17 protein-coding genes and 1 pseudogene are annotated in these 16,205 nt (G+C 44.1%); 8 read left to right on the top strand and 10 right to left on the bottom strand.

Annotated elements, in window-relative coordinates; translation table 11 throughout:
* A partial coding sequence (locus A3757_RS07915; protein WP_231878241.1) for a LysR substrate-binding domain-containing protein occupies positions 1–268 on the top strand: 268 nt, incomplete at its 5' end.
* Between the two features lie 6 nt (positions 269–274).
* Here A3757_RS07915 and A3757_RS07910 read toward each other — a convergent pair.
* The 8 genes from A3757_RS07910 to ppc all read right to left on the bottom strand — a co-directional run bounded on the left by A3757_RS07910 (position 275) and on the right by ppc (position 9,470).
* Positions 275–1,186 (bottom strand): lysophospholipid acyltransferase family protein, encoded by a 912-nt coding sequence (locus A3757_RS07910; protein WP_082865487.1) that lies wholly within the window; start codon positions 1,184–1,186, stop codon positions 275–277.
* A 61-nt stretch (positions 1,187–1,247) separates the two neighbouring features.
* Positions 1,248–2,093, bottom strand: coding sequence for a class I SAM-dependent methyltransferase (locus A3757_RS07905; protein WP_068514927.1), 846 nt, complete (start codon positions 2,091–2,093; stop codon positions 1,248–1,250).
* Entirely contained in the window at positions 2,094–2,414 is a 321-nt protein-coding gene (locus A3757_RS07900) for a hypothetical protein (RefSeq protein ID WP_068514925.1), read from the bottom strand.
* Between the two features lie 116 nt (positions 2,415–2,530).
* A complete protein-coding gene (locus tag A3757_RS07895) occupies positions 2,531–3,337 on the bottom strand; it encodes an undecaprenyl-diphosphate phosphatase (protein ID WP_068514922.1) in 807 nt (268 codons plus the stop codon).
* A 39-nt stretch (positions 3,338–3,376) separates the two neighbouring features.
* Positions 3,377–4,102: a tRNA (adenosine(37)-N6)-threonylcarbamoyltransferase complex dimerization subunit type 1 TsaB gene (gene tsaB / locus A3757_RS07890; protein ID WP_068514919.1), complete on the bottom strand. Its 726-nt coding sequence runs from the start codon at positions 4,100–4,102 to the stop codon at positions 3,377–3,379.
* A gap of 75 nt (positions 4,103–4,177) precedes the next feature.
* Complete coding sequence (gene adk, locus A3757_RS07885; RefSeq protein WP_068514917.1) at positions 4,178–4,834, bottom strand: adenylate kinase; 657 nt, start codon at positions 4,832–4,834, stop codon at positions 4,178–4,180.
* Positions 4,835–5,194: 360 nt separating this feature from the next.
* Complete coding sequence (locus A3757_RS07880; protein ID WP_068554957.1) at positions 5,195–6,616, bottom strand: aminoacyl-tRNA deacylase and HDOD domain-containing protein; 1,422 nt, start codon at positions 6,614–6,616, stop codon at positions 5,195–5,197.
* A 178-nt stretch (positions 6,617–6,794) separates the two neighbouring features.
* Positions 6,795–9,470, bottom strand: coding sequence for a phosphoenolpyruvate carboxylase (gene ppc, locus A3757_RS07875; RefSeq protein ID WP_082865488.1), 2,676 nt, complete (start codon positions 9,468–9,470; stop codon positions 6,795–6,797).
* A 252-nt stretch (positions 9,471–9,722) separates the two neighbouring features.
* Between ppc and A3757_RS07870 the strand changes: the two genes are divergently transcribed.
* From A3757_RS07870 to A3757_RS27565, 4 genes and pseudogenes are all read left to right on the top strand, one after another.
* Positions 9,723–10,070: a type 1 pili tip component gene (locus tag A3757_RS07870; RefSeq protein ID WP_068514910.1), complete on the top strand. Its 348-nt coding sequence runs from the start codon at positions 9,723–9,725 to the stop codon at positions 10,068–10,070.
* 460 nt (positions 10,071–10,530) lie between these two features.
* A complete protein-coding gene (locus tag A3757_RS27575) occupies positions 10,531–10,932 on the top strand; it encodes a response regulator (protein WP_068514639.1) in 402 nt (133 codons plus the stop codon).
* Positions 10,896–11,348 (top strand): annotated as a pseudogene (locus A3757_RS27570) (GGDEF domain-containing protein); the annotation flags it as partial. The gene A3757_RS27575 and the pseudogene A3757_RS27570, both read left to right, overlap by 37 nt.
* 27 nt (positions 11,349–11,375) lie before the next feature.
* On the top strand, positions 11,376–12,203 hold the full coding sequence (locus A3757_RS27565; RefSeq protein ID WP_068633231.1) for an EAL domain-containing protein: 828 nt from the start codon (positions 11,376–11,378) through the stop codon (positions 12,201–12,203).
* A gap of 282 nt (positions 12,204–12,485) precedes the next feature.
* On the opposite strand, the gene A3757_RS07860 is transcribed toward A3757_RS27565, so the two are convergent.
* A complete protein-coding gene (locus A3757_RS07860) occupies positions 12,486–13,118 on the bottom strand; it encodes a hypothetical protein (RefSeq protein ID WP_068514907.1) in 633 nt (210 codons plus the stop codon).
* Between the two features lie 264 nt (positions 13,119–13,382).
* On the opposite strand from A3757_RS07860, the gene galU reads away from it, so the two are divergent.
* Positions 13,383–14,219 (top strand): UTP--glucose-1-phosphate uridylyltransferase GalU, encoded by an 837-nt coding sequence (gene galU / locus A3757_RS07855; protein ID WP_068514904.1) that lies wholly within the window; start codon positions 13,383–13,385, stop codon positions 14,217–14,219.
* A 90-nt stretch (positions 14,220–14,309) separates the two neighbouring features.
* Here the strand turns inward: galU and A3757_RS07850 are convergent, their stop codons facing one another.
* Positions 14,310–14,726: a hypothetical protein gene (locus A3757_RS07850; protein ID WP_068554959.1), complete on the bottom strand. Its 417-nt coding sequence runs from the start codon at positions 14,724–14,726 to the stop codon at positions 14,310–14,312.
* 290 nt (positions 14,727–15,016) lie between these two features.
* On the opposite strand from A3757_RS07850, the gene A3757_RS07845 reads away from it, so the two are divergent.
* On the top strand, positions 15,017–15,754 hold the full coding sequence (locus tag A3757_RS07845) for a 16S rRNA (uracil(1498)-N(3))-methyltransferase (protein ID WP_068514899.1): 738 nt from the start codon (positions 15,017–15,019) through the stop codon (positions 15,752–15,754).
* Positions 15,755–15,845: 91 nt separating this feature from the next.
* Positions 15,846–16,205: biotin/lipoyl-binding protein (locus A3757_RS07840; protein ID WP_156506249.1), on the top strand; the 360-nt coding region annotated here is incomplete at its 3' end.

Raw genomic sequence — 16,205 nt, 5'->3', positions numbered from 1 at the left:
TCATGAGCTTAATATTGAACTCGAACTACAACATACCGAAGCCATCAAACGGGCAGTAGAGTCAGGTATGGGGATTGGGTGTTTGTCGAAAGTTACCTTAAACGATGCTTTCAAACGCTCATCGCTAATTGCCTTAAAAACACCACAGAGAGATTTCAAACGAAAATTTTATATCATCACACATAAGGACAAATACCTAAGCCCTGGCATACGAAATTGGCTAGAGCTTTGTTTTGAATACGCAGAACTCCACAATACCTATTCATAGCGGCAACTACTGATAAACTGGCCCTTCTCCATCAGGACGGGTTTTGAAGCGCTTATGCTGCCATAGATATTGTTCAGGATGACGCTTAATTGCTGCCTCTAGCGCCTGATTCCACAGCTGCGCATCCTTTTGCGGGTCCTCACCAAAACCTTCAAAAACGGGTGAGAAAATGACTTCATATTGACCATTTGGTAGCCTAAACGGTGCGACATGCAAAACAGTCGCTCCCGTTTCACGCGCAATCCAACTTGGTGTAGAGATACAACCCGTACTAACACCAAAGAAAGGAACAAATAGGTCACAGCGTTTACCGAAATCCTGATCAGGAGCATACCAAACCTCACCGCCCCCCTTGATAAACTCGAGCATCTCTTTTAATTGATACTTACTGAAGCTTTGAATATCAAAGTTACGGTTACGCCCACTTTCGATCATCCAGTCTATTACGGGGTCGTTATTTGGGCGATACATATAGCCAGGTCGCTTAAGCTGAGTCCCAACCAAGGGCAAGGTCATATCGATAACACCGAAGTGGCCTCCTATCAACAAAACACCGGTGCCGCGGTTCTGCGCGTCTAATAGGTGCTCTTTACCAATCACCGTCATCGTATCAAGATACGGAGTAACATCTCGCCACCAAAGTTGCAGCATCTCAATCAAGCCTTCAGCAGTAGAAATAAAACTGCCTTCAATTATCTCATTTTGCTTGTCACTGCTAAGCTCGGGGAAACACAGCTCTATATTCTGCCGGGTCACCTTGCCACGGTTTTTCATGCGTCGATAAACGAAACGCCCAAGGCTTTCTGCATACTGATGCTTTTTGTTCATCGGCAGCCAAGCGAGGCAATATAGAATAAAAACGATTAACCAGGATGGCCATAATGTTGGATGCCACAGAGGGCGTGTTTTCTCAGTCATAGCGCTTATTTTATTATTGTCTTTGCCAGAACAAGGAATAAGATTTGGACAAGTATAAGGTTTAGTCGGCCAAATCCTCAATTCTTTTCAAGGTATATACATCATAACGACAACTCTTACCCACTAACTGAAGGGACGGCTTAATTCCTTTTATTGCATCGCCCTTGCGCGGCCGCTTTACCACCACTCGATAACGAGCCTTAGACAATGCCGCCTCTAATAAAGCCTCATCATCCAGATCTTCTCCTACAAGCGTTTGAAACAGCCGCATTTCCTTTTTGACTAAAGACGACTTTTCTCGATGCGGATACATTGGGTCCAAGTAAATGACATCAGCAAGCTTCTCTGGTTGAGAGTTCATCCAAGTCGTCGCGTCAGATTCCACTAAGGACATTCGTTCAATGATCGACTTTATCTCTTCCGTTTCTTCAAAACGCTGAGCAGTTTCATGACCCGCCTCTGCCAAAGCAGCGCGCAATAACTCGGCAATAAGTGGTGAGCGCTCTAGCATGGTCACCTGACAGCCCAATGACGCTAAAACAAATGCGTCTCTACCCAGCCCTGCTGTTGCATCGAGTACCTTAGGCGTAACACCTTTATTTAGCCCTACGGCCTTGGCAATCATCTGCCCCCTGCCACCACCAAACTTAAGTCTATGCCCTGTTTTTCCACCAAAAAAGGAAGCACTAACCGGCCCCGGAGCACCTTTACCAAGTTGCAGAATCGAGACTGTTCCGTCGCAATAGTAAAGCATATAAGAAAAAGCCTGAACAGGCTCGGGAAGATTGCGTTTAGGCTCTATAGGAGCCCCTGACAGGAATGGTAGTTGGTGACGGCTTGCAAACGCAGCAGCTAAGGTACTTTCTTCTTCACTGCAAGCGTAAACACATAAATCAGATAAATTCATTCAGACAAATAAGTCGAGACCAACCAACTCACCTTCTTCATAGGCTCGCCCCGCCTCTTCAGTTTGCTGATATGTAGAAAGCGCTTGCTGCGCTTTAAGAGGAGCAGAGTCCAGAGCATCAAGGCGTTGAACGCGACTCTGTTGTAATTCATTGCTTTTGCGCTCTAAATCTTCAGGGGCAGCAATTCGGCGAGGGACATCAACTCTAGCCTCATTACTTCGGCTATCAGCATTATCCTGAGGGTTAGGTCTTTCTTGAGAGGGTTTCTTTAAACCTTCAGGTATGACCGGCGCAGCAATTAACGAATTTGATAACTCCATACTGCCCTCCTGTTTAATTAGTCATACTGAAGTTTTATTTAGGGCCTCTCATAATAATACTTCTAAGTAGCTATTAAGGTCGACCCATCCAAAATAAGACGTATATTGTTTCTATTTTAGCCAGAAAAAGCCATTAAGGCTAGTAATACTAAACCGAGCAGTAAACGGTAAATAACAAACGGTGTAAAACCTATGCGCTCTAGAAACTGTAAAAACAAATGAATACAGGCATAAGCGCTCACAAAAGCAACACCAGTCCCAAGCGCCACCAAGAACCAGTCGTCATTCGTTCCCGTTTCTAGCAACTCTTTTGTTTTAAGCAGGCCTGCTGCCGTGATGAGAGGAATAGAAAGCAGAAATGAGTACCTAGCCGCAGCATCACGACTGAAACCAATTAACAAGGCCGCTGTCATAGTGATGCCTGAACGGGATGTTCCCGGAATCAAGGCTAACGCCTGGCTAAAACCTATGACTAAGGCCGCTTTAACGTCTATATCTTTAAGGCTAAGCTTACGAGAACCAAAGTGATCAGAAGCGTATAAAGCAAGCCCAAATATTATTGTTGTCGTCGCGATCACGGCAGTGGAACGCAAGTTTTCACTTATAAAGTCATTAAGAAGGAAACCAGCCAAACCTGCGGGTATCGTTGCCAGAATAATCAACCAGGCCAAGCGACCATCATTAGACTGCTCTTTAAACGACACGCTCTTGAACCATGCGCCACTCAGTTGAATCACTTCTCTACGAAAATAAATGACTATCGCCATCAAGGTGCCAACGTGAACCGCTACATCAAAAGCCAAGCCTTGATCTTCCCAGCCCAAAACTTGTGAAGGCAAAATCAGGTGAGCGGAGCTCGATATGGGTAGAAACTCCGTCAAGCCCTGAACAAGTGCCAATATAACTGCTTCAAACCAAGTCATTTTTAATCCTTAACTATCAATCCATATAGCGAGTAGCACTTAGGCTCTACCCGGCAGTTTTTTCCATGTAACCGTATTTCTGACATAGGATGGCATCGCGTCTTCTAGTAGCCCTGCTACACCTTTAAAATGCGCATAACGAGCCAGCTGACAAATAGCATGAGCCTCTGGTCTCATCTCAGCATCAAAACTATCCAAATGCCCTTTTACATCCGAAGGGAAACGTTCAGAGTAGTCAAAGCCACTACCGACACCAATAATAGGCCCATCCGTGATCGCGTCAGGCAAGCTCACTAATTCAGGTTTAGTCACATTTTCAATACCCAAAGTCTCCACCCGATAATAAGGATCCTCGTTCCCGTTGCTCTGTTTCTCCACTTTGCAGCAAGCCCAATACACCTCATCCATACGTGCATCAATTGCTACAAGCACTTGAGAAATACCGTACTTCAAATAGCTTTGTAGGGCTAGAGCTTGGATATTAGATATGGCATAGATATGACAGTCACTTCCGTAGGCCAAGCCTTGCGCGATACCAGTCGCGATACGAATACCCGTGAACGAACCTGGCCCACAACCAAAAGCAAGCGCATCCAGATTTTTAGCTTTTAACTTACCGTGGCCCAAACAGTCTTTCACCATAGGTAAAATTAACTGAGTATGACTTCGAGGGGCTTTTTCGCACACCTGATACATTGTTTGCTCACTCCACAATGCTGCAGAGCAATTATCAGAAGAAGTATCTAAAGCAAGAATTTTTGGCATAAAGAGGGTCGTAAATAACAACAGGCCCCTTAAAAAAGAGGCCCGTTTCAGTGAACAATGAAGGAAGTGTCTATCTTATGCGTCTAAACCATCAACAATTTGCTGTTTGATCTGAGCCATATCACCAACACCATCAACCTTCACATATTTTGGTGATTCATCTGCGCCGGTATCAGCCCAAGACGAATAATACTCAACAAGAGGAGCCGTTTGCGAATGATATACACCTAAGCGCTTACGAACGGTTTCTTCCTGATCGTCTTCACGCTGAACCAAGGCATCGCCAGTTTCATCATCTTTACCCGCTACCTTCGGTGGATTGTAATCAACATGATATACGCGACCACTTGCTTCATGCACGCGACGACCACTTAGACGGCTAACAATTTCTTCGTCAGGCACGTCAATTTCAACAACCGCATCAATCATGATTTTTTGCTTTTTAAGCGCTTCAGCTTGCGGAATCGTACGAGGAAAACCATCAAATAAGAAACCGTTCTCACAGTCATCCTGTTGAATGCGCTCTTCAATCAATTCAATGATTGTTTCATCAGAAACCAGGCCGCCAGATGCCATGACTTCTTTAACCTTCAAACCTAGTGGTGAGCCCGCCTTTACAGCCGCACGCAACATATCCCCGGTAGAGATTTGCGGAATACCATATTTCTCAGTCATAAACTGAGCTTGTGTACCCTTGCCTGCACCTGGTGCGCCTAACAAAATTAATTTCATATACGGATTGCTCCCAATATTCTAAAGCTAATGATAAAAATTGAATCTATTTCTAACGACAGCCTACTAGCGCCACACAATAAAAACTCAAGCATGTATAGGGGTATTAAGTAATTCGCTCAAGTATAGCGAGCTGTCGCTAATCTATTCTTTTATGTTTCGAGCTACAGAACCCTTCAACAAGGCTCTCATACTGACTGCAAGCTCGACACACATATGTAATTCGAAACGCCGCATTATACGTACTTGATGGACACAGTGGAAGCCTGAACCTAGATATGCTCAATTGAGCCGAATAGATAGGGTAAAACACCCTATAGAATAACACCTAGTAGGTATAATAATGACTTAATCTTATAATTATGCCGCCATCTGACGAATCATCTCATCCAGGCTTTGGCACTGTTCGAGTAAAGAATCCAATAAAGCCATCCCTTGCTCTTCCTGTATACCCAAACCTTGCATTAATTTCTCACAATCATGCAAAGCGGGCTCATCACCAATCCCTTTCGCTGCCAATAGCGCATTAGCCAACTGCACTAATTCTACATACTTTTGGTGCTTACCTTGATAGTCTTTTTTCTGGTGCATACCGGCTACCGTAATACTTGATTCCGGCATTCCCCATAGTTTTAGTAACACTGCACCAATAGAGGCATGCCCTAAAGCAATAAACTCTTGCGCGCCCCCCATTCCAAAGACCTGCTGTTCGATTTCAGCCATGCTCAACTCCGGCTCAGCCTCTCTAAGCTTATTGAGCATTTGGAACTCTGGCGGAAAAAGATGACCAACTAATAAAATACCAAAATTGTGAAGCAAACCGGCAAGATAAGCATCGCGCTCGTTCACCTCTATATCAGGATCGGCCAATAAAGCTAAGGCTTGAGCCAACACAGCACTATAAAGTGAATGCTGCCAAAATGATTTTAAACCCAAGGGCCCTGGCGCAGGTATATTGAAAGCTTTTCCTGCCGCTAAACCCATCGATAGCTGAGATACACGATCAAAACCTAGCACGATATTCACAGCATCTTTTACACACGTTAATTCGCCTCGATAAGAAAACAACGCTGACCGGGCATAACGCATCACCTGTGAGGCTAGACTCGGATCTCGCTCTATCACCTCAGCCAATTGAAATACATCAGCATCGGGGTCGCTGGTCAGGTGCATGATTCGTATAGCAGTTTCTGGCATTGGTGGTAACTTATATAAACGACTTAACTTCTTCGCAATGCCATCTAGGGTCAAGCCCGCATTATGAGGCAAATTTGAAACCTTCTGCCCCGATCCTGACTTAGGCTCCTCACCCGCAAGCCAAATAGAAACTTTTGCCTTAATCGCGCCATTCATTGCCATACGAAAAGACGGACCGGGAATCTTTAATAAGGTGCTTGAGCAACCACTAGCAGAGAATACAAACTCCAGTTCCAGTAAACTCGTATCTAGAATAATCGGCAAACCATAAGCAGTTGCGAGAATCGGGTACATCCCGGTTTCACAATCCTTAAATAGCTTTCGTGAGTTTTCATCACTTAAAATTTGAAAAGATCTACCCAATGAGTCATTAATTAATTCAATATCCAATTTTGTGCCAAAGGGGATCACCGCAACCGCCGGGCCTTCCTCATCGAGTAAAGTAACAGGTACTGCACTCATTTCCGGAATCGCCTGTGCCTGCTCCAGGGCTTGTGCAAAACTTAAACTGCGAGCGTGATGAATCTGCTGACAGATCAATCCCTTGTGATTGATAAACTGGTTTAGTCTGGAAGCTATGGGCACAATGATTTACCTAAGTATTAATTGATAAACGGAGCAAGAACTTTTGGTGGCGCCGTGACGGAATACTTACCGAGTGTAGAGCTATCCGCAAAAATAACTCTACACCACTTCACACGCTTACGTTTTTAAGAACTTCGTTGCAAACGCTTACGCAGTCGATTCAAACACAAGAGCTGAACTAGCCCGTATTTCGAATTCCAGCAGCGATACCGGCCATCGTTACTTTTAAAGCTGTTTCAACTAAATCACGCTCTTGCTTACCTTCAGAGCTTCGCTCGGCTAAACGGTCACGCCTCAACAGCTCCGCCTGCAAATAATGTAACGGATCAGTATAAGGGTTCCTAACATTTAAAGAACCTTGTAGCTGGGGATGATTTTCCTGAAGCGCCCCTTGCTTTTTAACTTTATTAACCAGCTTAACTACATCCAAAAAGCGATGGCGAAGCGAACGCCCTAAAGGCTTCAAGTCATCAGATACCAGCAGCTGGTCATAGTAACGCGCGATCCGCGGATCACCTTTGGCAACAACCATTTCTAACATATCAATATGAGTATTAAAGAAGGGCCACTGGATAAACATTTCATCTAGGGTCTCTGCCTTATCAGACTCTAGAACGCTCGCCAAGGCCTCATCGCTACCCAACCATGCCGGCAGCATAAGCCGTATCTGCGTCCAGGCAAAAATCCACGGTATTGCCCTTAAACTTTCAACACCACCGGTCGCTTTTCGCCTTGCAGGCCGACTACCTAAAGCTAGCTTGCCCAATTCTTGCTCAGGGGTCACCGAGCGGAAATAAGAAACAAACTCAGGATGCTCTCTTACTATCTGGCGATAGGAAGCCAGGGCAACGCCAGTCATCTTATTCATCAGCTCTCGCCACTCTTGCTTAGGCTTTGGAGGCGGCAACAAGCTCGCTTCAACAACTGCATTCAGATATAGCTTTAAACTCTGTTTGGCAACACTTGGAATCCCGAACTTAAAGCGAATCATTTCGCCTTGCTCCGTGATACGGAAAGAGCCAGCTACCGAACCAGGAGGTTGAGAAAGAATCGCCCTATTCGCTGGGCCACCACCGCGACCAACCGTGCCGCCGCGACCGTGAAACAAAGTCAGCTTAACACCATGTTTTTGTGCAACCTCAACCAGACTTTCCTGCCCCTGATATTGAGCCCAAGCGGCTGTCATCTGACCTGCATCCTTAGCAGAATCAGAGTAGCCAATCATTACCTCTTGATGCCCTTTACAGTACTCCTGATACCAAGGTACTGATAATAAGCTATCAATAGCCTCCTTCGCCCCGGACAAATCGTCAAGGGTCTCAAATAAAGGCACAACGCGCATAGGGAACTGAATGCCCGACTCCCGTAAAAGTAGGATGACAGTCAATACATCGGAAGGTGTGCTGGCCATGGAAATAACGTATGAACCCAACGCTGACTCAGGCTGAGAAGCAACCACGTCACACGTAGCCAACACTTCTCGCACATTATCACTGGCGGGCCAGGAACGAGGTAAAAGCGGCCGATTACTGGACAGTTCTTTAATAAGAAAGGACTGTTTCTGCTGCTCGCTCCATTGCGCAAAATCCCCCATACCCAAGTGCTGGGTAAGTTCGGACATCACTTCGAGATGACGCTCGGAATCCTGACGAATATCCAGCTTTACTAATTCCAGACCGAAACACTGTACTCGCCTAATGGTATCGAGCAACAGGCCATTTGCCACGGAATCAAGACCCGTTTCTTTCAAAGAATTGAAGCACATCAATAAAGGTTGCATCAATTCAGAATTTTCCCTGAGTATATCTAATTGCTCTACATCTTCACCGCTTGCCTTTCGCGCCGCCCATTCCCTAGTGTTTTGCAGTCGACGACGCAGGTCAGCCAGTATCACGCGGTAGGGTTCATTCTGATTTCGCTCCTGCCCTTGCAATATTCGATCAGCCTCTTGCCTCAATTCCAGAGAACAGTTCCACATTGACAACTCATTCAGCAAGTCACGAATATCTCTCAAATACAAATCTGCTGCCATCCAACGGCTCAGACTCAGGACCTCTTGCGTCAACTCTGCCGTAACGTTTGGGTTACCATCGCGATCCCCCCCCATCCACGAAGCAAAGCGAATGGGTGAAAACTGTGGGGGTAGTTGAATACCAAATTTATCGCTAACCGCTGCATCAAACTCACGTAAGAACTCGGGTAAGGCGGTCCATAAACTGTTCTCTATTACTGCAAAGCCCCACTTTGCTTCGTCGACGGCCGAAGGCCTGACCTGACGAATCTCGTCTGAATGCCACGCTTCACAAACCAAGCGATTCAAACGTTCACAAATACGCTTCTGCTCTAAATCATTAAGATCGGAACGATCCAGCTCAGATAAGCACTCAGTAATGGCTTCATACTTAAGTATCAAGGTTCTACGTGTAACCTCAGTGGGGTGAGCCGTCAATACGAACTCTATATTCATATCTTCAAGCAAGCTTGCCAAGTCTTCTTCTTTGGTACCTGAGGCCTTCAAACGGTCCAGCAGTTGGTCAAAGGTTTCCAAACCGTCTTCTCTATCGGTGCGATTCCGTCTTACCCCATGATACTGCTCAGCAATATTTGCCAGGTTAAGAAACTGGTTAAACGCTCGAGCAACAAATAACATCTCATCGTCCCCCAGGTCCTGAAGCAAACGAACAAGTTCTGGATGCGCATCCCCCGCATCAGCTTCACGATCCTGCTTTGCCGCAGCCCTAATGGCTTCCAACTTCGCCACAAACTCCGAACCAAGGTGTTCTTCAATATTCTGCCCTAACAACTCACCAAGCAAACGGACATTTTCTCGTAAAGAAGGGTGTAATTCTGACATATACCTTTTCCAAATGTGTTTGATTATCAAGGCTAGCAAGCAAGCTGATCACAAGCTCGTGACTACAAGCCAATCCTTATTTGCGCAAAATAGTAAAAACTAGATATATAAATATGGAGCACAATCCACAACAAGTAAACCATTAACAAAAGCACACACTTTTAAGTGTCTACTTTTTGAACAAACAACCTACACTTATTCTTGTAGTTAAGCGTAAAAAATGAACAACCCGACCACACAAGGATTCAAGCTATGAAAATAAAAGCCTTAGCAGAATGCTGGGAACAACAAGCCAAAGCAACATTTACTTCTGAAGACTACACATTCCGACTCCCCTTAGAAGATGCAGCGAAAATTAACGCACTAGCAGAAATGTACCCCAAAAGAACAAAAAGTGAGATCCTTGGAGAGCTGCTATCGGCTGCTCTTGATGAACTTGAAACCAGTTTCCCTTATATCGCGGGTAAAAAAGTCATATCGAAAGATGAAATGGGCGATCCAATGTATGAGGATGTAGGCCCGACCCCGAAATTTATGGAATTGAGCAAGAAATACCGCTCAACCTTGAAACAGCAAGGCAAGAAAGCCGCAAATGGTTAGCTCTTTGGCACCCTCCCGCTACAACAAGGAATATACTGGAACAGCTACTGCTAGCGAATGTTTGGGAACATTCGTCAAGCAACTCACTTCCTGATCTTCGTCACTTCCGGCGTTTATTTTTAACGCCTATCTTCGTCACTTCCGGCGTTTATTTTTAACGCCTATCTTCATTCGCATCCTGGGCAAATATCTGTTATCTCAAACAGGAAAACTGCTTAGGATCGCCAGTCATAACCAAAAGATCTAAGCACTCACCTGCATAACATTGATAAAAGCAAACACTATTCTAGACTTATACTGTTATACAGATTTTAAAAACACTAAGTATTGCTAGTTTTCTTAGCTAATTTTGTTTTAATTTCAAAGCATTACTAAGTTTCTTCGTAGTGGCTTAGCGACCAATGAAGATGATAAGTAAATATACTCTTCCGTAAACCGACACATAATAATTAAGATTCATATGTATAATATATTAATCGTTGATGACTGTGAAAACGATACCATATTGCTGTTACGTGAACTAAAAAAAGGCGGCTTAGATATTCACTCAACAAGAGTTGAAACTGATCGAAGCCTTAGAAGCGCGCTTGAAGAGTCCGACTGGGATCTTGTTATCTCAGATCACAGCATCCCCGGATATTCCTCCCAAGAAGCTTTAGAAACCATCCGTGATCGCGATGCGAATTTGCCAGTTATTATTGTGTCAGGGGAGATCCCCGAACGAGAAGCCATTAAGCTAATGAAAGCCGGGGCTCAAGACTACGTAATGAAAGAAAATCTCGCTCGACTGATTCCAGCCATCGAGAGAGAAATAAGAGAGAGCGAATCCCGTCAAGCAAAAAACTCGCAGAACAGAATCTAGAACATTTAGCCGTACATGACCACCTAACAGGGCTAGGCAATCGCGAGTACTTCGAAGGTCAAATATCTAAAGCACTTCAACTTTCAGCATCGGATGATGCAGAATATGCCTTGATGTCACTGGATTTGGACCAATTTAAGATCATTAACGATACTTGCGGCCACGTTGCAGGCGATGATCTACTCAAGCAAGTATCACTTGTTTTACTCCGCCAAACTAAAGACAAGGATACCTTGGCACGTCTTGGTGCCGATGAATTTGGCATACTCACCTACAACAAAGATAAGCGTCAAGCTATTTAGATTGCGAAAACCATACAGACCGCAATAAAAGACCTAAACTTCACCTGGCATGGAAAAAGTTTCACGACCAGCATTAGTATCGGCATTGTTTCAATTAATAATAAAACCTCTTCGGTCCAGTCCGTTCTGAGCTGTGCTGACATGGCCTGCAATGTCGCCAAAGAAAAAGGTCATGACGGCCTTAAATGGTACAGTGAAGATGACCCAGAGCACTTACAACGGCGAAGTGAAATGCAATGGGTCAGCCGCATTAAACGAGCGATAGCTGATGATTTGTTTATACTCCACTTCCAGAGCATGAAAGGCCTCCAAAAACACTGTAGTGGCGGTGCACACGGCGAGTTTCTGGTTCGACTTAATGATGACTCAGAACTGATTTACCCCGGCTCCTTTATTCCCGCAGCCGAGCGCTACAAACTTATGCCACGTTTACATAGATGGGTGGTAAAAAATGCGTTTAAGTACTTGGCTGAATCAGGTTTAGGGTATCAGGATCAAGGAACATTTTTCATCAACTTGTCAGGTAATTCACTTAGTGACGCCTCTTTCTTTGAAGATATTCGGCATTTACTAAAAGAGTTTGAGTTCATTCCTGAACGTATTTGCTTCGAGATTACCGAAACCAGTGCTATCGACAACCTTAAGGATGCCGTAGAGTTTATTTCCGAGATCAGAGAAGAAGGTTTTAAATTTGCACTCGATGACTTTGGTGCTGGGATGAGCTCCTTTTCTTATCTTAAGAAGATTCCAGTAGATTATCTGAAAATTGATGGCAGCTTTGTCTTGAACTTGTTACACGATCCGATTGATCGTGGAATTGTTGAAGCTTGCAATGGTATTAGCCATGCAGCGGGCTTGCAGACCATTGCGGAATTTGTAGAAAACCAGGAAACCGCCGACGCACTAAAAGAAATTGGTGTAGACTTCGCTCAAGGCTTTGGTATCGAAAGGCCTGGCCCACTTCAATAACGTACTATTTGCTCCCAATGTAAGATATTTCCTACATGCTTTTGCATTATCACCTACATACTGAAGGCAAGAACAAGCGTAATATTCATTTCCATCAGGACGACGCTGATTGTCAGGACGATGACAGCAACATATGGATATGGACAAGGAAGTAAACAAGGAAGGCTGGTTACCTAAGGAATGGTAAGGGAAGCACCTATTCAAAATGCCGCATTTTTATGCGGCATTTTTCGTTTAAGACCCGAAATTAAGCACTAAGACACTCAAACACCGCATAAATTCTTACAAGCCAAACTTATGTTTTAAGATCTCCAGCCCTTCGTCACTATAGGCCGCATCAATGGATTTGAGGTTTTCTGAGGTTATCAAGGTCTCATAGGCATGGATAATATCGTAAATCCACTTCCCGGGAATGAAGCGGGTAATTTGCTGCTCTGTTATGGTTTCTTGCTCGCCTTCTAAATCCAAATGTAGCGTAAGAACCTCTTCTCCAGAAGACAATAAAAGCGATAAGTTTGAGCTTTTGAAAGTTTCCCCATAAAAGCTTATGCAAGCACCCGCCCTATCCGCAAACTGAAGCGTGTAGGTATTATCATTTAGCGTAAATTGGATTTTTTTCTCATCACCTTCGTGAATAACTACCGTAGAGCTTATTTCACAGTGGACCAAGCTCTCACTATCTTTTATTTTTAGTGTGGGCTGTGAAGACATGGACTTATACAAATGAATAATTCGCTTATCCAACATTAGCACTTTTGCTAACTTACGACGCTCCTTTATAGCAGAAAAAACCTGGGAGTTATTCAGCTGTGCTTGCCGCTCTATTCTCTGCAAAGCGCGGTTAATTGTTGACTGCAAATGGTCAAAGGCGGAACGAACAGATAACAAAGTTAGTTCATCATAATTCTGGCTCATATCCTGTGCCTATCCTGCATCAATATTTTTAGACTTATTAATCATCGTCTTCACAATATAGCAGTAAAGACCAAGAGGCGCTAAAGTGAAGTATATGGAAACAATATTTATGCCAAACTTTATTTTTACAACTCGATACTTCCGCTATAATTGTCATAAAGCTTTAAGATCAATAATATAGACTTAAGCTTCTAACAGATATATGAACTTATTGTTGGCGTGCGTTGAAGACATCGGCCAATAGTTACCATTATGGACAATACTATGATCAAAAACTGCCTATTCCCAGTTGCAGGCTACGGAACCCGTTTCTTACCCGCAACAAAAGCAATGCCTAAAGAAATGCTACCCCTCGTAAATAAACCCCTTGTGCAATATGGCGTTGAGGAAGCGCACCAGGCAGGCATGAACCGAATGGGTTTTGTCACAGGTAGAGGCAAACGAGCCATTGCAGATCACTTTGATATTAGCTACGAACTAGAAAATGAAATTAAAGGTTCAGGAAAAGAGGCTCAGCTCGATTCCATTCGGAATTTAATGGAAAATAACACCTTTTCATTTACACCACAGCATCAAATGAAAGGTCTTGGCCACGCAATCTATAGCGGTCGAGGTTTGGTTGGCGATGATGCTTTTGCAGTTGTTTTGGCAGATGACTTTTGTACGGCAGATGAAAACGGCGACGGCGTGCTTAAGCAAATGGCAGAGTTATATAATCAGTTCCGCTGCAGTATCGTAGCGATCCAGGAAGTTCCTGCTGACCAAACGCATAAATATGGTGTTATTGCAGGCGAATGCATGAAGGATGGCCTATACCGTATCACTGAAATGGTTGAAAAGCCGGCTCCGGAAGATGCTCCTTCAAATCTAGCAATTATCGGTCGTTATATTCTGACACCGGACATCTTCGATATCATCAAAGCAACACCGCCCGGAAAAGGTGGAGAAGTTCAAATAACCGACGCCCTGCTCACTCAAGCGAAAAAAGGTTGCGTGCTAGCCTATAAGTTTAAAGGTCAGCGTTTTGACTGTGGTAGTGTCGATGGTTTTATTCAAGCGACTAACTATGTCTATGAAAACGTATACAAAGCAGAATCGTAGTCGATACAAATAAATGAGTTTGCTGCGCCTTAGCGCGGCAAACTTCCTGCTCCATCAAAAAAGAACAAAGCAATTAAAGACCTAATAGCCTTAGTTTGCAATTAGTTGAAGTATCAGCTCTTTACTTTGCGCATCGCTTTTACGGTAACGCCGAAGTAACTCACGCTCATCATCAGTTGGTATTAACTTTTCAATCTGTCGTCCCAACTCAACTAATGAGTCCCCCAAATCCTCCGCATCACTGTCATTGATACCAGGCAAATCCAATTGGTGGCCGGTTTCAATATTAGGCACATCAACAAAACTTTCTAAAGGCATGGCTGTCTTAAAACACAAATCAAGAAGGTTATCCAAACTAGGATAACAGCGTGTTTCACTACTTTCGGCTTCCCACGACTCAACGACCAAAGGGTCAACTAAACAATACTCCGCAACATCAATATACGAAAGTTTCTTCGACTGCCGGACTTTTTTAAGTTGATGATTAAATTGCTTTAGATACTTCATAAGAATTCAGCACTGAAAATAGGTAATGATCAATATAGCATTTGATCCAGATAATTCGTAGTTAAAAATACTTTTTTACAGCTCGTTAATAATTTTTTTGCTAATTAGTTCAAGTACTAATAAGACAATCTTAAGATAATAATTAAGATTGGGTATAAGTAAACAAACAGCGCTTTTACGAATTATTTACACGAAGTCCGATAGACGTACATATCATCATTATTCATAATAGGCTGCCTTTTAAATAAGGAAACTCTCTTTACTTAATCACTGAGCTGGTAAAACGCACGATGCGCATTCCGAATATTTATGTTGATCAGCCTCTCGAAGCATCCTCAAATACCGTAATCGAGGGCCAAGCAGCGCAGCACCTTTTAAAAGTGCTTAGAATGAAAGCTGGTGACCAGCTTAGGCTTTTTAATGGCGACGGTAAGTTCTACCCCGCTACCATTCAGGAAACTAGCAAAAAGTCTTTCGCTACTAGTATCGGCATCGCTGAAAATGCTGTCAGTGAATCTAAACTTAAGACCCATATCGGCCAGGTCATGTCTCGGGGTGACCGAATGGACTACGCCATCCAAAAGAGTACTGAGATGGGCGTTAATGCGATTACACCCTTAGATAGTGAGCGCTGCGAATTGCGCCTTAACAATGAACGTGCAAGCAAACGTGTTCAGCACTGGCAACAGGTTGCAATTAGCGCTGCTGAACAATGTGGGCGCGCAACGGTGCCGACCGTCCATCCGATATTGAATGTCGATGACTGGGTTCAGCAACAATCATCTAAGGGCTTGTCTTTGGTTTTACACCACAGAGACCGCCAACGTTTATCTGATATCTCCCCCGCCCCTGGCCATGTCAATATTCTTATTGGTCCTGAAGGGGGGTTAAGTGAAGCTGAAATCAGCATGGCCTGTGATAATAAGTTTATCCCAAGCACCTTCGGCCCAAGAGTATTGCGTACAGAAACAGCCCCTGTAGCGTGCCTGGCATTGCTTCAGTGGCTCTGGGGGGACTTTAATACCTAAGCTGCTCTAGCCAAGTGAAAGATTAAAAATACTCAGATTAGACTCAAGATTACTTAAGCTTTTATTCCTTTAACACTGTGGAATCAACACAATGAACACATTCCAGAACCTCCGCCAAAAGCACAGCTGGTTTTTACCTATCATTATCCTAGCGGTGGCAGCCTTGATCATTTTTGCGCTCGTCGTTTCTAAGCCCAAACCACCCAAAAAAGAAACCAAAGAAAAGGAATGGCTAGTATCAAGCATCATACTTAAGGAAACCCAGGCGCAGCCTCAAGTCGAACTATTGGCACGGGTTGAATCGCCTTTCGACTCAACATTAAGCGCTGCGATCACTGCCGACGTAATGCAAGTTCCAGTGCGAGAAGGAATTAGCGTAAAAATGGGCGACCTACTGGTCCAACTCGATGCTCGCGAAATCGAACTTACCCTGGCACAGCGGCAAGCTGAT

The organism is Oleiphilus sp. HI0117 (genome assembly GCF_001635235.1).
This window is presented reverse-complemented; position numbering and strand designations above follow the sequence as displayed.